Origin of the sequence: Bacteroides sp. Marseille-P8574 (assembly GCF_902825465.1) — a bacterium.
In the GTDB taxonomy this organism is placed as follows: domain Bacteria; phylum Bacteroidota; class Bacteroidia; order Bacteroidales; family Bacteroidaceae; genus Bacteroides; species Bacteroides uniformis.
On the sequence record NZ_CADEBE010000001.1, the window covers coordinates 1,937,873 to 1,961,792 of the forward strand.

Genomic DNA, 23,920 nt, shown 5'->3' on the forward strand with positions numbered 1-23,920 from the left:
TTACTCTTATAAAACAGAATATCATTATAGATTTTCACAGATTTATTATACCTTTGTACTCCTAAAAGAACTAATAATCAACTGTTATGGAACATCAACTGACCATTTACAACACTTTAAATAGAAAAAAAGAGCTGTTCGTACCGCTGCATGCACCGCATGTAGGCATGTATGTCTGCGGACCGACCGTGTACGGTGACCCGCACTTGGGACATGCACGCCCTGCCATCACTTTCGACCTGCTGTTCCGCTACCTGACGCACATCGGCTACAAGGTGCGCTATGTCCGCAACATTACCGACGTGGGCCATCTGGAGCACGATGCCGACGAAGGTGAAGACAAGATTGCGAAAAAAGCCCGTCTGGAACAACTGGAACCAATGGAAGTGGCACAGTACTACATCAACCGCTATCATAAGGCGATGGATGCATTGAATGTGCTGTCTCCCAGTATCGAGCCACATGCCAGCGGCCACATCATCGAACAGATAGAACTTGTAAAGGAGATATTGAAGAACGGATATGCCTACGAAAGTGAAGGTTCCGTTTATTTCGATGTAGAAAAATACAATAAGGACCATCACTACGGCAAGCTCTCCGGACGCAACCTGGATGATGTTCTCAACACCACCCGCGAACTGGACGGACAGAGCGAGAAGCACAACCCCGCAGACTTTGCCCTCTGGAAATGTGCGCAACCGGAACACATCATGCGTTGGCCTTCCCCGTGGAGCGACGGCTTCCCCGGCTGGCACGCCGAATGTACAGCCATGGGAAAGAAATACTTGGGCGAGCACTTCGACATTCATGGTGGCGGCATGGACCTTATCTTCCCGCATCACGAATGCGAGATTGCACAATCCGTAGCTTCCCAAGGGGAAGATATGGTACATTATTGGATGCACAACAACATGCTGACCGTGAACGGACAGAAAATGGGTAAGTCTTACGGTAACTTCATCACATTGGAAGAGCTCTTCAAAGGCACACACCCCATGCTGGAGCAAGCCTACAGCCCAATGACCATCCGCTTCTTCACCCTGCAAGCCCACTACCGCAGTACGGTAGACTTCAGCAACGAAGCTCTGCAAGCCGCCGAAAAGGGATTGGCAAGACTGATGGATGCTGTACATGGACTGGACAAGATTACCCCTGCTGCAACCTCCACCATAGACGTGAAATCCCTGCGTGCCAAGTGTTACGAAGCCATGAATGATGACTTGAACTCACCGATTGTCATCGCCCACCTCTTCGACGGCGCCAAGATGGTAAACAATATCCTGGCTGGAAACGATTCCATCACAGCCGAAGACCTGAAAGAATTGAAGGAAACCTTCCACCTCTTCTGCTTCGACATCTTAGGATTACAAGAAGACAACGCCTCCAACGAAGAGCGTGAAGCCGCCTTCGGCAAAGTAGTGGACATGCTATTGGAAGAGCGTTCAAAGGCAAAAGCCAACAAAGATTGGGCCACATCCGACAAAATCCGTAATGAACTCACCGCACTCGGTTTCGAGATTAAAGACGGTAAGGACGGAAGCGAATGGAAGCTGAATAAATAATGAAAGTATCATAACTCACCGCAGAATCATACAGATTGGGGTAAGTTTTAGGCAGAAGAACAAAAGAATATATTTTTCTCTTGTTCTTCTGTTCTTTTGTCTGAAAATAAAATCCATGTAATATTTTGATATATCCCTCGTTAGAATACGAATCCGAACCCAGCATACCACCCTAGTTTCTTCGTCTGATTAGACCAGTTCAACTGTATCTCCACTGGTCCCAGAAAACTCTTGTACATATAGCCGATGCCTACCCCTGCCATATCAGCCGATTCGGAAGAGTCAAGAATCTGATGAAACTTCCCGGAGTTTCGCCCATAACTGCCCATCACTGATATATACTGGTTTTTCAAGATACGCTGTCTGAGGTTCAGCCCTGCAACCAGCAGTGCGGCTTGTGACAGTTCCGCACGGTTGATGCCCGTAAACGGTATCTGCTGTGGCATATAGCGCCCCGGTATGGTTCCCCCCACCATATTAATGATGGCAAAAGGATAATTACCGCTTCCGGACAATACGCGTCCATAAAACGAAGGAGTGACAGTGAACTTACTCGAGGGAGAGAAACATCCCTGCCAACGGGCATCGAAAACAGAAATAGGATTGTTGTCCTTATACTGGAAGAAGTTATCCGTATAGAGATGATAGGATACCGCCCACGACATGCCTTTTGTAGGGGCGCTCCTCTCATTCAAGTTGTTGAACACAAGTCCGGCAAAGTAACTGAATAAGGACGAATTTTCAAACAGTGCCGAAGCCAACGGGTCGAGCGACAGCAAATCATGATAGTGGTAGTAATCAAAGTCAATGCCCAGACTGACCTGGATATTGTTCCAGTCCTTCGCCGCCCCCATACGGACCAGTTGATGTGTAAAAGTCAAATCCAGCGCCCGTTTGCCTTCATTGTAAATATTCATATCTTTATAGTCGAACTGATAGGCAAGTCCCGCCTGCCATCCACCGTCCCACTGGTAACTATATCCGAGTCGTGCCAGTGTACGCTTGCCCAGACGGACAGTAAGGCTGACCAGCGACTCGCGCTGCCGGCCGAAATAGAAGTCCGTATTTGCCTGCAACGCCGCCAGTTCTTCTGTATCAAAGCGAAAACCGACATTCAGCTTGTTCTCCCGCACAGCAGGGACGGCTATTTGGGAATCAACGGGAATCTCCCTATCAACAGCCACGCCGGGCAAGCGGAAAGGTCCCGGACGGCGAGGCTGATAATCGTCTGCAAGTCCCAGCTTCCGTTTCAGGGCAAGCAGTCCGTCCCAACTGTCCATGGCAGCACGTTCTCCCCGCACCATCAAAGTGTCGATGGCCTCTTTGGTGAAACTTGCAGCCGAATAGCCGGTGACATCCACCTTTATCAATACGTCGGTATTACGCAGATTCTCACGGTATTTCTTCTCTCCTTGCAGATTGATGATTTGCCCGAAGATGTCTTTCACCGATTTCAGCTCGGAAGCCTTAAGCAGCAGGCTCTGCACATCCACCCCGATAACGTAGTCGGCCCCCATGGCAAGCGCCACATCTACCGGATAGTTATTCACCATTCCACCGTCCACCAACACCATTCCATCCAGGTCTACCGGAGCAAACACACCGGGAATGGACATGCTGGAACGCATGGCAGTGGCCAGTATTCCCTCACGGAACACGACTTCACTACCATTCACCAGATTTTCCGACACGCAGGCAAACGGAATAGGAAGACGGCTAAAATCCACGGAATCCTGGTAACCTTCTGTCAACGTGGAGAACAAACGTGCCAGGTTCTTCCCTTTTATGATACCCGCATCCGAAACAGCGGCAGATTTCAAAGAAAATGGAATAGAGAGTACATAGCGCTCCGACTTCAACCGGTCGTCCAGCAACACATCCTTAGGATTGGGTGCATCCGAGAGTAGGAATTTCCAGTTCTGGGCATTCACCATACTGTCCAATTGCTGCGGGGTATATCCGATAGAATACAAACCTCCCACAATGGCCCCCATACTGGTACCTACCACATAATCTATAGGGATACCCGCTTCTTCAATTACTTTCAGAGCACCGATATGCGCCGTCCCTTTGGCGCCACCCCCACTGAGTACGACAGCCACTTTCAGACGCCCGGACGCCCAAAGAACCATCGGCAAAAACAACAGACAAGCCCATAGTCTATACTTCATCTCCATCATTTACTTAAATACGTATTGGTAAATTTATTCTATTCTGAATCAAACAACCCGCTCCGACAAATAGTTCACTATCAGTCGAAGCGGGTCGCAAAAAACGTTCAAACAATTTATGGAGGATTATCTATAACCCATTTCCAATCAATAAGGTATCATATCCTTCAAGATGCCTTCCTTATACCAAGGGTCATCAATCTCTTTCAATACTTTGCCCATCTCTGCGCAAAGGTCTTTTACGACTTCTTGGTTTTCTTCCAAAGAAAGGTTATTCATCTGATACGGATCCTTTTCATCGTCAAACAACAAGCTTTTGACCAGCGTATGGTTTTCGCGATCAATGTAGAGCGCCAGCGTATAGCGCGCCGATTTAAAGCCGCGCGATGAAGGGAAATAAGAACGGACCATACCTTCCGCATCCTTCTCACCATCCAAGTTCTGGATGTAAAGAGCACCGGTAGGACGTACAATATCTGCCTTTTCATCGAAGAAAAGCGGTGCATAGTTGCGTCCCTGCACCTCAGCCGGAATAGAGTCGGCAAGGCCGGCAAGGCCCAACAAGGTAGGCATGATGTCCGGCGAGGAAAGCATCAAGTCGTCCACGCGGGGTTTAATCTTATTGGGGAAACGCACCAGGAAAGGAACGTTCATGGACTCGGAGTACGGGGAATTCTTCGGGTCTTCCGTATGCTGGCTACACATGGTCTCTCCATGGTCGGAGGCAAACACGACAATGGTATTCTTGTCCAGCCCGAGTTCCTTCAAGGCATCAAGTATCTGACCGAAAGCACGGTCGACACCCGTCACAGAAGCAAAGTAGTAGCGTGCACTCTCTGCCTTGAGCATCTTGGAGTCGGCATTCGGACGGACGAGCAAGCTGTCCAGAGGCTGGTTTTTATAGAGATTGAAATCTTCCTCCATACAGTCGTCCAAAGAACGGTACGGACTATGGGGAGGATTCATGCCTACCATAATGAAGAAAGGTTTCTTCGGGTCGCGTACATTCCCCTCGTTCTTCAGATAAGACACCACCTTGCCCGATTCGTGTAACGGCGACCACTCGCGCGGGTCGTGGCGACGGCCTTCCGTATCCCAGTAATGCGGATTCTTGTGTTCGTCGAAGGTACCGTAAGAATACCAGTAATTGAACCCATGACGACGTTCTTTCGATGTATAGGCATCCCATGCAGGTACGCGGTCTTCCACATACTGTCCGGGACGTTCGGGGTCGTTGGGGGTAGGAAAGTCGGCATGCAGTTTGCCAAAGTAGGCGCAGTCATATCCGGCATTGCAGAAAACATCACTCACACACACAGCATCCTCACGCAGGGAGCTGATGGGACGGCTCGAATTGCAATTCAATGGAATACCACTCTTATTAGGATACATTCCCGTCAACAGAGAGCCACGGTGGGGACTGCTCAACGGGCAGTTGCTCATGGCAGATGTCAATACCACCGACTCCCGGGCAAAATCATTCAAGCGTGGGGTATGCACCGGGTCATTCCGAAAGTTCACTTTCTCCCGAAAACCTTCCTGGCCCCAGAACTCCATCGCCTGGTTACGGTATTGGTCGGGAAAAACGTAAATGACATTCGGCCGGACGGATTGTTCTGCCTGCGGGGCTTTACAGCCCTGCAAGGCGAACAAACCTAAACCACCTAACAAAATATTTAATTGAGTTTTCATTTTTCCAAGTCTCTTTTACGCATCAATCCTTCCAGGAAGTAATAGTCGGCATAGTTCAACGGTACATCAATCTCCGCACCGTGAGGAATACTGCCCACAGAGTGCATCAGGATGAAGTTGCCGTTGGTACCCACCTTAGCACGATAAGAAGGAGAAGCGAGGCTTTCCATAATCCGGTCAGCGGTTTCCTTGTATCCCTTATCCGGCAGATAAGTGCTCAGCTCGTAAAGGGCGGACGCCGTGCAGGCAGCTGCCGAAGCATCGCGAGGTTCATTCGGGATATTGGGGGCATCGAAATCCCAGTAGGGAACCAAGTCTTCCGGAAGATTCTTGTTGTTGAAGATAAAGTTGTAGACCTTTTCAGCCTGTTCCAGGTATTTGGCATCGTGTGTATAGCGATAGCACATGGTATAGCCATACAAGGCCCACGCTTGTCCACGTGCCCAAGCAGACTCGTCGGCATAGCCTTGTGCAGTCTGTCTCTTACGGACTTCACCGGTTTCGGGGTCATAATCCACCACATGATAGCAGCTGTTGTCCTCACGGAAATGGTTAGCCATAGTCGTATCGGCGTGCTTCCGGGCTATGTTGTAGAAAGTGGAGTCGCCGGACAGCCTGGAAGCTTCGAACAGCAGTTCGAGGTTCATCATATTATCAATGATAACGGGACATTTCCAGCCACGTTCAGCCTGCCATCCCTTATCTGCATCCCATGATTGAAGTACGCCTGCTGCAGGGCGGAAACGGGTAGACAACGATTTGGCCGTCTGTATGATGACCGGCTTGTACTCTTCCTTACCCGCAAAACGGTATCCGTTCAGGTAACTGCAGCCAATCATAAATCCCACATCATGGTGCCAGGTAAGGTATTGTACCGAATCCAAATCCTCGGTATACTTCTCTGCCAGCGGCAGCCACTTCTGGTCACCGGTCAGCTCGTACATATGCCAGATATTACCGGGGAAGAAACCGGAACACCAATCGTCGATAGGTACATAGACAATGTTCCCATCCTTATCAATGGTGCGGGGATTAAGGATTTTACCAGATTTCTCGATAATGTCTGTCTGAATTGTCTCCTGAGCCACAGCATTATCAATGTTTTCTTGGATAAAGTTGCTTTCAGCCTGCTTTTGCCCTGCGCAACCTGCCAATACAAGGAGGGAGATTCCCAATGTAGTGAGGACTGTTTTCATAATAAGGGATTTATTTATTAAGAGTTTATGATTTTTCCTGCTGCAAAAGTAGGGCAAGCGTACAGATTTGACCCGCCTAAATAATTCAATTAATGGCTAAAATCGTTACTTTTGCGTCCGGAAGCACATATTTTCCACCCATTAATCACTAATCACTAAACATTAATCATTACCCCTCATGACCGCACAAGAGTTTTTCAAGAACGACCGCTTCGCCACGAATGCAGGCGTAGAACTGATAGAAATAAAGGAAGGATACAGCAAGGCACGCCTGGTTATCACGGCAGAGCATCTCAATGCGGGAGGCCGTACGCAAGGGGGTGCCATCTTCACCCTTGCCGACCTGGCACTGGCAGCAGCAGCCAACTCCCACGGAACATTGGCCTTCTCTCTTTCGTCCAATATCACCTTCCTGCGCAGCAGCGGACCGGGCGATGTGCTGTATGCCGAAGCGCGCGAACGCTACATCGGCCGCACCACCGGATATTACCAGATCGACGTCACCAACCAGGAGGGAAAACTGATTGCCACTTTCGAATCCAGTGTATTTAGAAAAGGGGATAACATCACTTTTTCCTTACCACAGACGTCATCGGATAGCGGTTGCCCCGGACACTCTTGAAGAATGCCTTGGCCGAACCGAAATTCAAATACATGTCCAGGCGAATGGGAAGGTGGTTCTTATCATCGGATACGAAGAAGGTGATGACCTCCTTCTCCTTACCTTTCTTGTACTCTACAAAAGAGAATACCAAGCAGCGGTAAATGGTGTCGTTATTCGCCTTGACCTCCTCCTTGCCGCGGTAAATCAACGTCTGCTCTTCTACCCTGCGCCCCGTGGCCATGGGAAAGAGTATCTTCTGCCCTACCTTGTAGTCTTTAGGGTCATAGGAGCGTGCCTGCGCCAAAATGCTCAACATATCGAAGATGCAGCGACTATCACTGTATTCCATCTCCTGAGCTTCACGCACGGGATTGTGCCAAGTGCGTCTCTGCTTTACATTCGCCAGTCCGTCCGAGTAGGAGAACCAGGCCTCGTCCACCGTATGGCGGCTTCCCTCCTCTGCCGCTTTGCGGAAATAGAGTGGCTCCAACTTGTCGCTGACATAACAAGTTAGCGTATCGCGCATCTTGAAGAAAAAATCGGTCTTTTTACTGCCTACACAAAGCAAGTTAAAGCGGAATGCAGGCTCGGAATGGTAAGTCGTGGCATTGGTAGTGAGGCTTGCCAGCCCCACCTTCTTCCAAATGAACTTCCAATTGAAATATAAATCGTACATGACGTGCTCGCCCGACTGAAAAGCTTCATTCTTTGCAGCACATTGGGCCTGAACAGACTGGGAGGCTCCCAAACAGACTGCTCCCACCATCAATAGAACGAACAATTGCTTCCGCCTAATAGCTATAGCCCCTACCACTATTGCGGCTGCTATTGCCACTGCGGTTATTTTTGTTCCTGTTTTGCTTTTTCTTGTCTTCATCTGGCTTTTGTTTTTTTAGTTCGTCCGGTTTCTGCCTATCCAGAGACTTGGCCTTAATATTCCATTCCTGCGTCAAATCAAAGTTTGCCTTAAGCTCCAAAACCATCGGATAATAGTAAACCATTTCAGGCTGGCGCTTCTCGGCATAATTCCCTGTGTCCCAGACGCCATTCCCATTCGTATCATTTATCAGCCGCGCTCCATATTTGCCCGGATTGAGAAAATAGAAATCGGCTTTCCCATCCACCACCGGCACCGTGCGCAGCACTTTGTCTTGACCGTCCAGCAGTTCCACAAAAGCCAGAGAGTCTGCTCCATGCACATTAAAGAATATCTGCCCGTACTCTTCCAGCTTCTTGGCCTTGAAGTCCTTCTTTATCTTATCGGAAAACAACCCGTACAACCCACGTATGGCAGCAGAATCCACTTCAAATGTATAGCTTTCACCGGGTACCCATTCGGCAAACAGATTATAACGCTTCAAGTCCAAAGAGTCGCGCATAAAGTCGAACGGGATATCCTGCCACAACGAGTCCACTTTCTGTTTCAGATGGAAAGCGGCGGTATCTATGCTTGCCACCGGTTCCGTAAACGACAGAGTAAGATAATCATATACATCAATTGCAGAAGGGGCATACACATCTACAGCCAGGAATTCCGTCGGCTCGGGCTCTTCCACCTCACCTTCTTTCAACTTCTTCTTTTTCTTCTCACGCTCTTTCTGTTCCTTTTCCTTCGCTTCCTGCTTCTGTTTCTGCTGCTTGTCGTATGTCAACTTCGCCAACACATTCAAAGTATCGGTACGGGGCACCAGTTGTTTCAGGCTATCCGTATACAAATAGGTGATACTCATTTTCAGGGAATCCTGCTTATAGAGCAGGGAATCCTTTATCCAATAATGAATCGTATCGTTCCGGCCGGTAGGCTGTTCTATAACAAACGCATCTTCCTCATTAAAGTTCAATCCTTTCAATAAAGGCAACGTGTCTGCCGGAGCAGTGAAATAGAGCGAAAACTTCTCCGGAGTCAACCGTTCGGCCTTCAAGAAACGCTGCGAGAAGGAAAGCTCCTTGAAAGCACGCAACAGGATATCGTCTGGCAGGTAGTGGGTATATTGACGTTCTACAACCGTATCTACTGTCAGCGAGTCTATCCAGGTCGTATCCTGGCGCATGCGTTCTTCCATGGAAGGAATGATGATGGAATCATTGAAAGCTATCACTTCCGTCGGCTGAGAATAGGTAAAATTCTGGTCGGCATCCTGCAAGGCATAGATGCGATACTTGCCGGGAGCCACTCCACGGATAGAAAAGCGTCCGCGACTGTCCGTGCGCCCCACCCGCTCAAAAGGAAGTTTGGTAAAAGCAGAGTCGGTCAGATTGGCATGCAGGCCGACCAGCATCCCTTTCACCGGTTCAAGATTAGCCGCATTCAGCACTGTGCCGGCCACAGCCATAGAGTCGAGGCGGTCGCCCGTAGAGAAAGAATAGAAAAAATTCTCTAAGGGATTCCCCTCATTATTGTCCTGGATGGCATCACCAAAATCGAATGTATAAGTGGTATTGGGTTTCAATGTATCCTGCAGGGTGATGACCACCTTCTTCCCATTAGACTTAACTTCGGGCTGCTGCACCTGCGGAGGGGATATTACAATCTTCTCATTCGGCTTGTCAAGCTTGATAAATTCATCGAACTCAATGGAAAGTTTATTTTTATTGTGATGGAGTGCACCGGGCGTGGGAGTACCGGAAATAAAACGCGGAGGAGTCTCATCATAAGGTCCTCCTTCAATACGGCCCACACTGGCACAAGAATACAGTGCGGCAGCTATGGCAACACCCCCCAACAACCTGCGGAAAAGCGGCCTCATTTTAGTATGGCGTTTACGTTCTAACATGCTGCAAAAATAAAGGTTATCTGCCAATTAGCGGTATGCTTTACAGTATTTTAATCAAAAAATGTCCTTTTGTTCTCATCTATGTATGAAACATAGTTAAAAAAGGAACTGTTTCACACCTTATATACTAAGAAAAGAATATTTTTGCAGACGAAAAACTGAATAGGAGTATTCAGTTTTCTTTTTCCTGCCTTATTTCTAAATTATGAATTGCACACCAAAACGCCTTTCAAGAATCGAAAAAAGAAGAATATAAAATTATACAGAGAACAAAAAGAGTATGAAGAGTAGATTAGTATTATTGGCATGTTGCCTGGCACTGCTCAGCAGTTGCGGACAAGGCGACAAAGGAACGGGTAAAGCTCCCGAATTTGCAGTGATTGAGGCAAAAACCACCACTGCCAACTTGACAAACAGCTACCCTGCTACTATCAAGGGTAAACAAGATGTAGAAATTCGCCCGATGGTGAGCGGTTTCATCACAAAATTGCACGTCGACGAAGGCGCAACAGTACGCAAAGGACAAGTGTTGTTCAGCATCGACCCCGTACAGTATCAGGCAGCCGTAAATTCGGCCAAAGCTGCTGTTGAAACAGCCAAAGCTGCCGTAAACACACAAGAACTGACTGTAAACAACAAACGTGAACTGAACAAGAAAAACATCATCAGTGACTACGATTTGCAAATGGCCGAAAACCAACTGGCACAGACAAAGGCGCAACTAGCACAAGCCAATGCCCAATTGGTCAATGCCAAGAACAACTTGTCATACACTAGTGTAACCAGCCCCAGTGACGGTGTAGTAGGTAGCATTCCCTACCGCGTAGGTAGCCTAGTTAGTCCTTCCGTAGCCAGCCCGCTGACTACCGTTGCCGACATCTCCGAAATGTACGCCTATTTCTCCATGACCGAACGCCAACTTTTGTCACAAATTCGTGAAGGCGGCAGCATCAAGGAAATTCTGGAAAAGATGCCGGATGTACAGTTGCAGCTCATCGACGGAACCATGTATGCCGACAGTGGCCGCGTGGAGACAATCAGCGGAGTCATTGATCAAACTACCGGTTCGGTAACCATGCGTGCCCTCTTCCCCAACAAGCACAACGTGTTGCGTAGCGGAAGCACCGGCAATGTGGTATTCCCCAACCCTTTGCATGATGTCATCATGATTCCACAGGCCGCCACTACCGAAATCCAGGACAAGCAGTTCGTTTTCGTTCTGCAACCGGACAATACGTTGAAAAATACCGAAGTCAAAGTGTTCAGCTTAGACGATGGCAAGTATTATTACGTGACGGAAGGTTTGAAAGCAGGCGATAAAATCGTTATCGAAGGGGTACAGAACCTGAAGGACGGACAATCCATCACACCTATTACGCCTGCTGAAAAGGAAGCCGAATACCAGAAGGCCTTGAAAGACCAGAAAGAAGGTAACATTCAAACGGCATTCAATTAATGTTTAACGGTTAGTGATTAATGATAAGCGGCTGCGCCATTATATCACACGAGCTTATCACTAATCACTAACCCCTAATCACTAAATAAAATGAAACTAGATAGATTTATTAACCGTCCGGTACTATCAACGGTAATTTCCATCCTGATAGTAATCTTAGGAGTTATTGGTCTGGCGACCTTGCCTATCACCCAATACCCGGACATTGCCCCCCCTACCGTATCGGTAAGTGCAACTTACCAAGGTGCCAATGCCCAAACGGTGCTGAACTCCGTTATCGCTCCGTTGGAGGACCAGATTAACGGTGTGGAAAATATGATGTACATGAGTTCGAGCGCCACCAACAGCGGTTCGGGCGACATCTCCATCTACTTCAAGCAAGGTACCGACCCCGATATGGCAGCGGTGAACGTGCAGAACCGCGTTTCCATGGCACAAGGCTTGCTGCCTGCCGAAGTTACCAAAATCGGTGTAACCACCCGTAAACGCCAGACTTCCATGTTGATGGTATTCTCCATCTATGATGAAAAAGACCAGTACAACATCGAGTTCCTGGAAAACTACGCCAACATCAACCTTATCCCTGAGGTGAAACGTGTCAACGGTGTGGGTGATGCCATGGTATTGGGACAGGACTACTCCATGCGTATCTGGCTGAAACCTGATGTAATGGCCCAATACAAACTTATCCCCAACGATGTGGTTGCCGCCTTGAGCGAACAGAACATCGAAGCGGCTCCCGGCCAGTTGGGTGAGCGCGGTAACCAAACTTACCAATATACCCTGCGCTATAAAGGACGTCTGCAACAGACTACAGAGTTCGAGAACATTGTCATCAAAGCTTTGGAAAACGGTGAAATACTCCGTCTGAAGGATGTAGCAAATGTGGAACTGGGTCGTCTGTCATATGGATTCAACAATATGGTTAACGGACATAAAGCCGTATGTTGCATCATTTTCCAGATGGCAGGCAGTAATGCCACACAAACCATCTCGGATATCGAGGCCCTGCTGGACGACTATTCCAGCAAACTGCCTGCCGGCTTGAAGATAAACATTGCACAGAGTGCCAACGACTTCCTCTTCGCCTCTATCCATGAGGTAATCAAGACATTGATCGAAGCCTTTATCCTGGTGTTCATCGTGGTGTATATCTTCCTGCAGGATATGCGTTCTACGTTGATTCCCGCCATCGCCATTCCCGTGGCATTGATTGCCACCTTCTTCGTATTGAAGCTGATCGGTTTCAGTATCAACTTGCTGACCCTTTCGGCCATGGTACTTGCCATTGCGATTGTGGTCGATGATGCCATCGTCGTCGTCGAGGGCGTCCATGCCAAGCTGGACCAGGGTTACAAATCAGCCCGTACAGCTTCCATTGACGCCATGAGTGAGTTGGGCGGCGCTATCGTCTCCATTACGCTGGTCATGATGTCCGTATTCGTCCCTGTGAGCTTCATGGGAGGTACAGCAGGTACTTTCTACCGTCAGTTCGGTTTGACTATGGCTATTGCTATCGGTTTCTCGGCTTTGAACGCCTTGACCCTGAGTCCTGCTCTGTGTGCTATCTTCTTGAAACCTCATAATGGAGGACACGAAAGTCTGAAAGAGCGTGTAGGCGTTGCCGCCAAGGAAGCGCGCAAGATTATGCTTGCTCGTTATGTCGACTCTCTCGGTCGGTTGATGCGCCCAGGTATCACGTTGCTCTTCGTGACGGTAGCTATTCTGGGCATGATTTTCGGTCTGTTCAGCTTCAGCGAACACCCCATTCTGTGCAGCTTGATGATTATCATCAGTGTGCTGGCGTTGGCAGGCATGACTACCGACAAGTTCAAACACTCCTTCAATGACTCATACAACGGTATCTTGGGCAAGTATAAGAAACAAGTGCTGTTCTTCATCCAAAAACGATGGCTATCGGCAGGATTGGTTATCGGTTCCATCGTATTGCTGGGTGTTTTCATGCAGATTACTCCTACCGGTATGGTGCCCAACGAAGATACCGGTACCATTATGGGTGCCGTTACTTTGCCTCCCGGCACTTCACAAGAACGTGCTCAAGAGGTTCTGAATCGCGTAGACAGTCTGGTTGCTGCCGACCCTGCAGTAGAATCGCGTACCGTCATTTCCGGTTATAGTTTTCTGGGTGGACAAGGTCCTTCCTATGGTTCTATCATCATCAAGCTGAAGAACTGGGAAGAACGCTCCACCATGCAGAACTCTACCATTGTCTATGCCACATTATACATGCGTGCCCAGAAGATTATCAAGGAAGCGCAGGTATTGTTCTTCGCTCCACCTATGATTCCGGGTTACTCGGCTTCAAGTGACATCGAGTTGAACATGCAGGACAAGACGGGTGGTGATTTGAACCACTTCTTCGACGTGGTGAACAACTATACCGCAGCCCTGGAAGCACGCCCTGAAATCAACTCTGCCAAGACATCCTTCAACCCCCACTTCCCGCAATACCAGCTGGACATTGATGCTGCCGCTTGTAAGAAAGCAGGCAGCAGCCCCAATGACATCTTGACTACCTTGCAGGGATATTACGGTGGTTTGTATGCTTCCAACTTCAATAGCTTCGGTAAGATGTACCGCGTAATGGTACAAGCCGAACCTGACGCTACCAAGAATATGGAAACACTACAGAGCATCAAGGTGCGCAACGGCAACGAAATGGCACCTATCACGCAATTCATCTCCATCAAGAAAGTATATGGTCCTGACGTCATCAGCCGTTTCAACCTTTACACCTCCATGAAAGTGATGGTGGCTCCCGCATCAGGCTACACTTCCGGTCAAGCTCTGCAAGCCATTGCCGAAGTGGCGCAGGAAAACCTGCCTGCCGGTTTCGGTTACGAGCTGGGAGGTATGGCGCGTGAAGAGGCCGAAACGAGTGGAAGCACTACGGGACTCATCTTCATATTGTGCTTCGTATTCGTTTATCTGTTGCTGAGTGCCCAGTACGAAAGTTACATCCTACCTTTATCCGTATTGCTGTCCGTGCCGTTCGGTCTGCTGGGTAGCTTCCTTTTTGTAAGCGGTATAGGTACATTGGGCAGTATCCCGGCACTGAAGATGATTCTGGGCACGATGTCCAATGACATCTATATGCAGATTGCCCTCATCATGTTGATGGGTCTGTTGGCCAAGAATGCCATCTTGATTGTAGAGTTTGCCCTTGAACGCCGCAGAATGGGTATGAGTATCACCTGGGCAGCCGTATTGGGTGCTGCAGCCCGTCTGCGTCCTATCTTGATGACGTCATTGGCAATGATTGTCGGCCTGCTTCCGCTGATGTTTGCTTCCGGTGCGGGTGCCAACGGTAACCGTACGCTGGGTACGTCTGCCATCGGCGGTATGTTAATCGGTATGATTCTGCAAATCTTCATAGTGCCCGCACTGTTCGTGGCATTCCAGTACTTGCAGGAGAAATTCAAACCGATGGAATGGGAAGATGTGGACAACTCGGATGCAGAACCTGAGATTGAACAATATACAAAATAGTGATTAACGATTAGCGATTATGAAGAAAATAATATGCCTGATGTGCGCAACTGCTTTATTGAGCAGTTGCCACATCTACAAATCATACGACAGACCCGAAGACATAACAACTGCCGGACTGTATCGCGACACGGCGTCCGTGAACGATACATTAGCCGCAGATACAGCCAACTTCGGTAATCTGCCTTGGAGAGAAGTGTTCACAGACCCGCAGCTGCAGACACTTATCGAGCAAGCACTCACCAACAACGGTGACCTGCGCAGTGCCGCCTTGAACGTGAAACAAGCACAAGCCGCACTGATGTCTGCCCGTCTTGCCTATGCTCCGACGCTTGCCTTGTCTCCGCAAGGAACCGTCAGCAGCTGGGACAAGGGAAAGGCTACACAAATCTACTCCCTGCCCGTTACCGCAAGCTGGCAAATCGACCTCTTCGGTCAATTGCTGAACCCGAAGCGACAAGCAAAGGTTAGCTTGAAGCAGACGCAATTCTACGAACAAGCCGTTCAGACGCAAGTCATCGCCGGTGTAGCCAACATGTACTACACCCTGCTGATGCTGGACCGCCAACTGCAAATCACCGAAGGCACCGTCGAGATTCTGAAAAAGAACTTGGAGACCGTGCAAGCCATGAAAGATGCAGGCATCTACGGAACCACTTCTGCTGCCGTAGAGCAGAGCCGCACCGCCTACGCTCAAGTCATGGCATCACTGCCCGACATACGCCAGAGCATACGCGAAACCGAAAACGCTCTCTGCCTGATGTTGCACCAACCGGCACAGAGCATCGCACGCGGTGTACTGGAAGATCAACAGCTTCCTACGGAATTTTCAGTAGGTATCCCCTTGCAGTTGCTATCCAACCGTCCGGACGTGAAAGCTGCCGAGATGTCACTGGCTGCCAACTACTATAACACCAATAGCGCCCGTGCCGCCTTCTACCCGCAGATTACATTGAGCGGTTCGGGAGGCTGGACCAATAACTCCGGTGCAGGTATCGTCAACCCGGGCAAACTGCTGGCTTCTGCCATCGGTTCGCTGACGCAACCCTTGTTCTATCGCGGTGCCAACATTGCCCGTCTGAAACAAGCCAAGGCACAAGAGGAGCAGGCTAAGATTCAGTTCCAAACCGCCCTGCTGAATGCCGGAAATGAAGTGAGCAACGCCCTGCACCTGTATCAAATGGAGAAGAACAAAGCCGTTTCACGCACTATTCAAGTAAATTCTGCCCGCCAAGCTGCCTCAGATACAAAAGAATTGTTTAACTTAGGCACGTCGACCTATCTGGAAGTCTTGTCTGCCGAGCAGTCTTACCTCAGCGCACAGCTTGCAGAAGTATCCGACACCTTCAGCAGCATGCAGGCAGTCATCAGCCTGTATCAAGCGCTTGGAGGAGGAAGAGAATAAAATGAGCGATAAGTGATTAGTGATTAGCGATTAATGAAATAGTAAATCCTAATCACTGACCATTTATCACTAATCATTAATCATTAATCGCTAATTACTATGATAAGTCCGTTAGCTTATGTAGATTCTGCCGCAAAAATCGGCAAGAATGTAACCATCCAGCCCTTTGCATTTATCGAAGGGAACGTGGAAATCGGTGATGACTGTATTATTATGTCGGGTGCAAAAATTCTGCACGGTACCCGCATGGGAAAAGGGAACAAGGTACATCACAATGCCGTTCTGGGTGCCGAACCGCAAGACTTCCATTATACGGGAGAGAACAGCATGCTGATTATCGGTGATAATAACGACATCCGCGAGAACGTGGTTGTCAGCCGTGCCACCCATGCAGAAAGCGCTACCCGCATCGGCAATGAAAACTACCTGATGGATGGTGTACACCTCTGCCACGACGTGCAGATAGGCAACCATTGTGTACTGGGTATCAAGACTACCGTAGCCGGAGAATGTCAGATAGACGACTGCACCATTCTGAGCAGCAACGTCATTCTGCACCAATACTGCCACATTGGAAGTTGGGTACTGATTCAAGCTGGCTGCCGCATATCAAAGGATGTGCCGCCCTATATCATCATGAACGGTAATCCGGCGGAATACCACGGTATCAACGCTGCTGTGCTTCAACACAAACACCAGGTGAGTGAACGTGTATTGCGCCATATCGTAAATGCCTACCGTCTGGTATACCAGGGAAACTTCAGCGTGCAGGATGCCTTGCAGAAGATTGAAGACCAAGTACCGATGAGTGACGAGATACACAATATCATCAACTTCATCAAGAATTCCAAAGGAATCGTGAAGTAAACACCCTTCTTCGGGCACGAATCACGCAGACAATCATGGATGGACAGATTCTTTTCTGCAAGTCTGCGTAGTTCGTGCCATTTTCTATATACCTCTACAATAGTTCCTGCATAGTCTTTATCCTTTTTTAATGCACACTCATTCCAAGCAGTATGCTAAGTAAAACAAACTGTTTCCTTTAACTAAACATTTTGTTTCCTTATAGAGAACACTTTGTTTCCCTTAACAAAACAGTTCGTTCCATTATATGAAAACAAAGTGTTTTTCTATACTGAAACAAAGTGTTCTCTATGCTGGAACAAAGTGTTCAGTGTTGTGAACTAACGGATTAAGTATATAAAGGGTATTTATTATACTGTTTCTGTAGACAATGGTTTGTCTTGTCCTATAAAAGACGGGGAAAGAAGCAGGAAGCAACCGGGTACGCCCGGAAGGGTGAGGGTAAAATTTGCCCTCACCCTTTTTATTTGCCCTCACTCACCCCTGGAAGGGCGACGAATAGGGAGTTTCAGGAAAACAGTGATAGTGGTGAGGGCAGGTTGAGTAACTTTTTGTTCTACTACTACTCGAAATGCAGGGTGCCGAAAAACTCCGGACAATGGAAGTTCGGCTTCTCCAGACCTATCGGATTCCATGAAAGGAAATGGGGAGTCTGGAGCTTATCGCCGCATTTATAAAAATTGGCACGGAGCGTCTTTCCATCCAACGAAGTGATGTCATGCAGGAAGAAAGCGGAATAAGGGATGACCAGAGCCACTTCCCAGGCACACTCACCTACTCTTTCGTCGAAAGCCTCACGTCCCAAAGAAGCCCAACGCTGTACTTTATCGAGCACCTCTTGCGGGGCATGCTGGCGGTTTCCACGTCCGGCACCTGCCCCGATAAGCAGCGTTCCGGCACAATTACACTCCATATTGTAGTACACTCCGTCACCGGCAGGCACAGAGAAGAACTCTACACACGCATCTTCCCAGACCGGACCGTTATCGTGTCCTGCCACTGCGCGTACACTCGCTTCCCTTACCTTGAAATGCAGCAGAATGGCATCTTCCGTATGCGCTATGCGGAACTCCACACTGGGAGCATAAGGAAAAGCAGCCCAATTCACTGTATTTACGGGCTGAAACGCCACTTTCTCTTCATCCAGAAGAGCCGGAACCGACTCTACCGGTATATTGGCCACACTTACTTTCTTTACATTCAATTCTTTCATTTTACTATTTTGGGGATTAATTGCAGACAACGGCAGCATGCAAAGAGCTGCTGCTATCGTCATCAGATACTTTTTCAGATACATGAGTCAATGAACTTTTTCATCTCCGGTGTATGTTCCTCCACGCTCTGCAACAGTTTGAACTGAGCCTTGGTACGAACAAGATTGTGCTCCGGATACTGGATTTTATAATAAGTATCACCGTTGATATAATCTGCCAGGAAGCGTACGCACTGCATGTATGGGAACAAGGCAGCCGCATAAGGCAGATTCTCAATCTCTATCGGCAACAAGAAGGATTTGCCCGATTCCAGATAACCCTTGGTAAATGCCTGGAATATTTCCATATTGAAGTTCACATTATCCAGATTCTTGTCATCTTCCAACCCCGTGTTGGCACCTGAGCGAAGGAAATCGCCATAATCGGAGAAGATGAAGCTGGGCATCACCGTATCCAGGTCGATGACACAAAGCACCGTACCGTCTTCGTCGAACATCATGTTGTTTACTTTCGTATCACAGTGGCATACCCGTTTGGGCAGTTTGCCTTCACGGTACAAGCGTTCTGCCTTACACATTTCATCAGCACGTTTTTCTATCTCATCCAGAAAATACTGCACATCCTGCACACGTCCCGCCGCATTGGCAGCCACAGCGTCACGGAGTTGCTTCAAGCGGAACTCCATGTTGTGGAAATCGGGAATTGTCTCGCCCAATGTATCTGGAATGTCGGCAAGCATAGCCTGGAAATTACCGAAGGCAGCTCCCGCATAATAGGAATATTCCGGATTTACCGTCTCGTAAGTCTTGGCACGAGGAATAAAAGTCATGATACGCCAGTAGTTCTCACCGTCATACCAATAGGTTTTCCCTTCGGCCGTGGGGATGAAATGAAGTACTTTACGCTCGACATCGGCCTCTCTTTTCTCTTCCAGTTTCTTACGGATATGCCTGGTCACAGCCTCGATATTGGACTGTAACATCTCTACATTCTGAAAAATGGCATGATTGATACGTTGCAGAACATAGTCCGGCGCACCGGCCTCAGCAGTGGTCACTTTGTACGTATCGTTAATCAGGCCTGAGCCTAAAGGCTTGATTTCACGAACTGTACCCTGCATTTGAAAATGAGATACAATAGATAAAAGGTCTTTCATGATAATAAATGAATTAATTTGTTTACAAAGATACGCTGATTGCCTTATACCAAAAGGCAAGTATCGTTCGGCGCGCTTCCAAAATTATACATTTATCCAAACATAACCGCAAAAACCGCCTAATAAATAAGAAGTCTTGTACAAAATATACCTATATTTGTAACTGAAACCTTAAAAACTACCCGAAAAGTGCGAACGTTTATCATCCGGCTGCTTCTTGTTTCAGTAAGCATGATTGCTGCAACTCTGCAGGCGCAGAACATCACCTTCAACCATCTGACGACCGACGACGGTCTGTCACAATTCTCCGTGAACAGTCTTTACATCGATGAAAACGGTGTTTTATGGATTGGAACCCGAGAAGGCTTGAACCGTTATGACGGAGAAGACATACAAACTTACAAGCTGCAGAAGAACAACCCTTACAGCCTTTTCTGCAACACCGTGCTACGCATGGCCGGCAACCGTAACGGAAAAATCTACCTGCTCTGTACGGAAGGAGTAGCCGAGTTCAATTTCGCCACCCAAAGATTCACCACCCTGCTGCAAGGAAATGTGCACAGCATATATTACAAAGAGGCCCTTTTCATCGGAAAACAGAATGAAATCTACCGCTATAACGAGCAGACTGGGAACTTTGACCTCTATTACCAGCTTCCCGGAAAAAGTCTGGAAATCTGCTGTATGCATCTGGACAAAGGACAAATGTGGATTGGAACGACCACCAACGGAGCATACCGCCTGCAACTGGACAAGAACGAGCTGACCCACCCCATCCTGAAAGGCAACATCACCAGCATATACCAAGACAGCGAAGGCGAGTTATGGATTGGCAGCTGGAAAGAAGGGCTGCACCATGTAAAGACCGACGGAACCATCGAAATCTTTGAATACGACGCAAAGAACCCTTACAGCATCTCTTCCAACTTCGTGCGAGCCTGCTGTGAAGACAATCTGGGAAACATCTGGATTGGAACCTTCAACGGTCTGAACCGATATGACAAAAGTACGGGACTCTTCCAGAACCACACTGCCAGTGATGCCCAGAGCGACGGACTGACACACTCTTCCATCTGGTGCATCGTAAAGGACAACCAAGGAACGCTGTGGCTAGGAACCTACTTTGGCGGCGTCAACTATTTCAACCCCGAGTACGAGATATACAGCCGCTATATGTATTCGCCCATCGAAAAGAAAGGACTGAGCAATCCGGTTGTAGGCCGCACCATCGAAGACAAGAACGGCAATCTGTGGATTGGCACCGAAGGGGGCGGACTGAACTATTACAACCGCCGTACCCGTGAATTCAAATGGTTCCGCCCGGGAAGCAGTCCCAACAGCATTTCCCATAACAACATCAAGGCTCTCTATTATGATGCCTCCAAAGACATCATCTGGATAGGAACCCATCTGGGCGGACTGAACAGACTGGACATACACTCAGGCCGATTCACACACTACCGCATGGAAGCAGACAATCCGGAAACCCTGCCTTCCGACATCATCCGCGACATCGTGCCTTATCAGCACCAGCTGGTAGTGGCCACCCAAAACGGAATCTGCCTCTTCGACCCTGCCAACGGGAAATGCCAACAACTGTTCCAGGACAGCAAAGAAGGCAAAAGAATCAAGATGGTGGCAGACATCACTTTCGACAGCAACGGTACGCTCTGGATTGCAGCCACGGGCGAAGGTGTGTTCAGCTACCGTTTCGATACCGGCAAACTGACCAACTACCGCCATGATACTGCCAACCCACACAGCATCAGCAACAACAATGTAAACAACATTACCCAAGACAGCAAAGGCAATCTGTGGTTCGCCACTTCGGGCAGCGGACTGGACTTATACCGCCCTGCCAGCAACGACTTCGAGAACTTTGACCAAGCGAAGAACGGTCTTTCCAGCGACTGCATCTACGAGACGCAGGAATCCCCCACCAGCGGCAAACTGCTGCTCATCACCAACGAAGGCTTCTCCATCTTCGACTACCGGCAGAAGGTATTCCTGAACTACAGTGCCGAAAACGGTTTCCCAATGACTGCCGTCAATGAGAATGCCCTTTGCGTGACCCGTGACGGAGAAATATTCCTGGGAGGCACGCAGGGAATGATTTCCTTCCATGAAATGGAGTTGAACTTCACGCCGAACCCCTACAAAATCATCCTCTCCCGCCTCATTGTGAACGGAACGGAAATACAAGTGGGAGATGAGACCGGTATCCTGCAGCAAGCCTTGTACTGCACCCCCGAGATTACGCTCAACGCTGACCAGTCCATGTTCAGCATAGAGTTCGCCACTTCAAACTATGTAGCCGCCAACAAAGACGACATCATCTATAAACTGGAAGGCTTCTCCAACGATTGGAACAGCACTCGTGGACTACACAACATCACTTATACCAACCTAAACGCAGGAACCTATAACTTGATTATAAAGCCCAACGGAAAAGACGAGAGCCTTTGTCCGCAAGTCCACCTGACCATACACGTGTTGCCTCCCTACTACAAGACTCCCCTTGCCTATCTTATCTACCTGATAGTGACGGGAATCCTGCTCTGGTATCTGGTGCGTACCTACAAGTCGAGAATCAAGTTGCGTGAATCACTGAAGTACGAACAGAAGCACATCCGTGACGTAGAGGCCTTGAACCAGTCAAAGCTACGTTTCTTCACCAACATTTCCCATGAATTCCGCACCCCGCTGACGCTCATCGTGGCACAAGTGGAAACGCTGATGCAACTCCAGAACTTCACGCCTGCCATATATAACAAGGTGTTGGGCATCTACAAGAACAGCATACAGCTACGGGAACTCATCACCGAGCTGCTCGACTTCCGCAAGCAGGAACAAGGGCACATGAAGATAAAGGTAAGCCCACACAACATCGTGAACTTCCTATACGAAAACTATCTGCTTTTCCTGGAATATGCCAGCACCAAACAAATCAGCCTCTACTTCGAAAAGGAAACAGACAGCCTCGAAGTGTGGTATGACCAAAAACAGATGCAGAAAGTGATAAACAACCTGCTGTCCAACGCCGTCAAGCATACCAAGGCGGAAGATAGCATCACCCTCAGCATCAAGACCGAAGGCAGCAATGCCGTCATCCGTGTGACCGATACCGGCAGCGGCATAGATGCCCGGGAAGTGGACAAGATATTCGACCGCTTCTACCAGATAGACCCAATGGACTCTACGGATGCAAGCAAGACGGGTACGGGTATCGGCCTGGCATTGACAAAGGGTATCGTGGAGCTCCATCACGGCACCATCCGTGTGGAAAGCGAACTGGGCAAAGGCAGCAGCTTCATCGTAAACCTGCAATTGGGGAACGCACAGTTTGACGAAGAGCAAATAAATAAGAATGCAGACAGTGTGCAACAAATAGAAATTCCCAAACCGGAAAACGATGCCTTGCTCAAGGCAGAGCTGGAAGAGAATGCTCCCATCAAACGGCTCCCGGATGCAAAAATCCTGATAGTGGAAGACAACGACTCCATCCGCGACATGCTGGCAGGTATCTTCAAGCCGTTCTACGAAGTACTGACTGCGGCCGACGGAGCGGAAGGACTTACACTGGTGCGTAGCGAAATGCCCAATATCGTAGTCAGTGATGTAGTGATGCCCAACATATCGGGAACGGAACTGTGCAAACAGATAAAGAGTGACTTCAACACCTGCCACATTCCCGTGGTACTGCTCACGGCACGTACTGCCATCGAACAGAATATCGAGGGACTGCGCATCGGTGCGGACGACTATATCACCAAGCCATTCAACACCAATCTATTGATTTCTCGTTGCAACAACCTCGTAAACTCGCGCATCCTTCTGCAGGAGAAATTCAGCAAGCAACCGCAAGCCTTTGTACAGATGCTTGCCACCAACCCCATAGACAAAGAGATTCTGGACCGCGCCATGACAGTCATCGAGCAACATCTGGACGATACGGAGTTCAACGTCAACGTCTTTGCCCGTGAAATGGCAATGGCACGCACCAATCTGTTCACCAAGCTGAAGGCTATCACCGGACAGACTCCGAATGACTTTATCCTGACCATCCGCCTGAAGAAAGGCGCTCTGATGCTACGCAACAATCCGGAACTGAATATCACTGAAATTGCGGACCGGATAGGTTTCAGTTCTTCACGCTATTTCTCCAAATGCTTCAAGGACATTTACCATGTCAGCCCGCTGGCCTACCGCAAAGGAGAGAATGGAGGAGAGGAAAGTACGGAAGACAGTGAAGAGACATCTTAATATTGTACATCAAGCCATCGCATGATACGGTTTGTACTTTTTCTCCCTTC

Annotated in this window: 14 protein-coding genes; 7 read left to right on the plus strand and 7 right to left on the minus strand. The window is 48.6% G+C overall.

The features are described from left to right. Positions 1 to 86 precede the first annotated feature (86 nt). A complete protein-coding gene (gene cysS / locus HUX74_RS08425) occupies positions 87 to 1,562 on the plus strand; it encodes a cysteine--tRNA ligase (protein ID WP_008662079.1) in 1,476 nt (491 codons plus the stop codon). Between the two features lie 140 nt (positions 1,563 to 1,702). Here the strand turns inward: cysS and HUX74_RS08430 are convergent, their stop codons facing one another. The 3 genes from HUX74_RS08430 to HUX74_RS08440 all read right to left on the minus strand — a co-directional run bounded on the left by HUX74_RS08430 (position 1,703) and on the right by HUX74_RS08440 (position 6,621). Then, on the minus strand, positions 1,703 to 3,733 hold the full coding sequence (locus HUX74_RS08430; protein WP_174646750.1) for a patatin-like phospholipase family protein: 2,031 nt from the start codon (positions 3,731 to 3,733) through the stop codon (positions 1,703 to 1,705). 147 nt (positions 3,734 to 3,880) lie between these two features. Continuing rightward, complete coding sequence (locus HUX74_RS08435; RefSeq protein ID WP_117599827.1) at positions 3,881 to 5,425, minus strand: sulfatase; 1,545 nt, start codon at positions 5,423 to 5,425, stop codon at positions 3,881 to 3,883. Beyond that, positions 5,422 to 6,621: a glycoside hydrolase family 88 protein gene (locus HUX74_RS08440; protein WP_117599828.1), complete on the minus strand. Its 1,200-nt coding sequence runs from the start codon at positions 6,619 to 6,621 to the stop codon at positions 5,422 to 5,424. The genes HUX74_RS08435 and HUX74_RS08440 overlap by 4 nt, the downstream gene beginning before the upstream one ends. 178 nt (positions 6,622 to 6,799) lie before the next feature. Between HUX74_RS08440 and HUX74_RS08445 the strand changes: the two genes are divergently transcribed. Next, entirely contained in the window at positions 6,800 to 7,243 is a 444-nt protein-coding gene (locus tag HUX74_RS08445; RefSeq protein WP_005826009.1) for a PaaI family thioesterase, read from the plus strand. On the opposite strand, the gene HUX74_RS08450 is transcribed toward HUX74_RS08445, so the two are convergent. After that, positions 7,188 to 8,102 (minus strand): DUF3108 domain-containing protein, encoded by a 915-nt coding sequence (locus HUX74_RS08450; RefSeq protein ID WP_174646490.1) that lies wholly within the window; start codon positions 8,100 to 8,102, stop codon positions 7,188 to 7,190. The genes HUX74_RS08445 and HUX74_RS08450 overlap by 56 nt on opposite strands. After that, positions 8,017 to 9,972, minus strand: coding sequence for an Ig-like domain-containing protein (locus HUX74_RS08455; protein ID WP_117599830.1), 1,956 nt, complete (start codon positions 9,970 to 9,972; stop codon positions 8,017 to 8,019). The genes HUX74_RS08450 and HUX74_RS08455 overlap by 86 nt, the downstream gene beginning before the upstream one ends. Positions 9,973 to 10,279: 307 nt before the next feature. Between HUX74_RS08455 and HUX74_RS08460 the strand changes: the two genes are divergently transcribed. The 4 genes from HUX74_RS08460 to lpxA all read left to right on the plus strand — a co-directional run bounded on the left by HUX74_RS08460 (position 10,280) and on the right by lpxA (position 17,237). Continuing rightward, complete coding sequence (locus tag HUX74_RS08460; RefSeq protein WP_117599831.1) at positions 10,280 to 11,455, plus strand: efflux RND transporter periplasmic adaptor subunit; 1,176 nt, start codon at positions 10,280 to 10,282, stop codon at positions 11,453 to 11,455. A gap of 90 nt (positions 11,456 to 11,545) precedes the next feature. Further along, positions 11,546 to 14,965, plus strand: coding sequence for an efflux RND transporter permease subunit (locus tag HUX74_RS08465; RefSeq protein ID WP_174646491.1), 3,420 nt, complete (start codon positions 11,546 to 11,548; stop codon positions 14,963 to 14,965). Positions 14,966 to 14,984: 19 nt separating this feature from the next. Further along, positions 14,985 to 16,370, plus strand: a complete 1,386-nt coding sequence (locus HUX74_RS08470; protein WP_117599833.1) for a TolC family protein — start codon at positions 14,985 to 14,987, stop codon at positions 16,368 to 16,370. A 99-nt stretch (positions 16,371 to 16,469) separates the two neighbouring features. Further along, positions 16,470 to 17,237, plus strand: a complete 768-nt coding sequence (lpxA, locus tag HUX74_RS08475) for an acyl-ACP--UDP-N-acetylglucosamine O-acyltransferase (RefSeq protein ID WP_117599834.1) — start codon at positions 16,470 to 16,472, stop codon at positions 17,235 to 17,237. A gap of 562 nt (positions 17,238 to 17,799) precedes the next feature. Here lpxA and HUX74_RS08480 read toward each other — a convergent pair. Then, positions 17,800 to 18,534 carry a carbohydrate-binding family 9-like protein gene (locus HUX74_RS08480; protein ID WP_117599835.1) on the minus strand — a complete coding sequence of 245 codons (735 nt, stop codon included), beginning with the start codon at positions 18,532 to 18,534 and terminating at the stop codon, positions 17,800 to 17,802. Continuing rightward, complete coding sequence (locus tag HUX74_RS08485) at positions 18,525 to 19,607, minus strand: phosphotransferase enzyme family protein (protein WP_174646492.1); 1,083 nt, start codon at positions 19,605 to 19,607, stop codon at positions 18,525 to 18,527. Before HUX74_RS08485 ends, HUX74_RS08480 begins: the two co-directional genes overlap by 10 nt. A gap of 189 nt (positions 19,608 to 19,796) precedes the next feature. On the opposite strand from HUX74_RS08485, the gene HUX74_RS08490 reads away from it, so the two are divergent. Next, positions 19,797 to 23,870, plus strand: coding sequence for a hybrid sensor histidine kinase/response regulator transcription factor (locus HUX74_RS08490; protein ID WP_174646493.1), 4,074 nt, complete (start codon positions 19,797 to 19,799; stop codon positions 23,868 to 23,870). The last annotated feature ends 50 nt before the right edge of the window (positions 23,871 to 23,920 follow it).

What these genes read in the sequence shown, in the direction of transcription:
- HUX74_RS08435 (WP_117599827.1), bottom strand. Translation starts at nt 5,425, where the DNA reads ATGAAAACTCAATTAAATATTTTGTTAGGTGGTTTAGGTTTGTTCGCC.
- HUX74_RS08485 (WP_174646492.1), bottom strand. Translation starts at nt 19,607, where the DNA reads ATGAAAGACCTTTTATCTATTGTATCTCATTTTCAAATGCAGGGTACA.
- HUX74_RS08445 (WP_005826009.1), top strand. Translation starts at nt 6,800, where the DNA reads ATGACCGCACAAGAGTTTTTCAAGAACGACCGCTTCGCCACGAATGCA.
- lpxA (WP_117599834.1), top strand. Translation starts at nt 16,470, where the DNA reads ATGATAAGTCCGTTAGCTTATGTAGATTCTGCCGCAAAAATCGGCAAG.
- cysS (WP_008662079.1), top strand. Translation starts at nt 87, where the DNA reads ATGGAACATCAACTGACCATTTACAACACTTTAAATAGAAAAAAAGAG.
- HUX74_RS08470 (WP_117599833.1), top strand. Translation starts at nt 14,985, where the DNA reads ATGAAGAAAATAATATGCCTGATGTGCGCAACTGCTTTATTGAGCAGT.
- HUX74_RS08430 (WP_174646750.1), bottom strand. Translation starts at nt 3,733, where the DNA reads ATGAAGTATAGACTATGGGCTTGTCTGTTGTTTTTGCCGATGGTTCTT.
- HUX74_RS08455 (WP_117599830.1), bottom strand. Translation starts at nt 9,972, where the DNA reads ATGAGGCCGCTTTTCCGCAGGTTGTTGGGGGGTGTTGCCATAGCTGCC.
- HUX74_RS08480 (WP_117599835.1), bottom strand. Translation starts at nt 18,534, where the DNA reads ATGTATCTGAAAAAGTATCTGATGACGATAGCAGCAGCTCTTTGCATG.
- HUX74_RS08450 (WP_174646490.1), bottom strand. Translation starts at nt 8,102, where the DNA reads ATGAAGACAAGAAAAAGCAAAACAGGAACAAAAATAACCGCAGTGGCA.
- HUX74_RS08465 (WP_174646491.1), top strand. Translation starts at nt 11,546, where the DNA reads ATGAAACTAGATAGATTTATTAACCGTCCGGTACTATCAACGGTAATT.
- HUX74_RS08460 (WP_117599831.1), top strand. Translation starts at nt 10,280, where the DNA reads ATGAAGAGTAGATTAGTATTATTGGCATGTTGCCTGGCACTGCTCAGC.
- HUX74_RS08440 (WP_117599828.1), bottom strand. Translation starts at nt 6,621, where the DNA reads ATGAAAACAGTCCTCACTACATTGGGAATCTCCCTCCTTGTATTGGCA.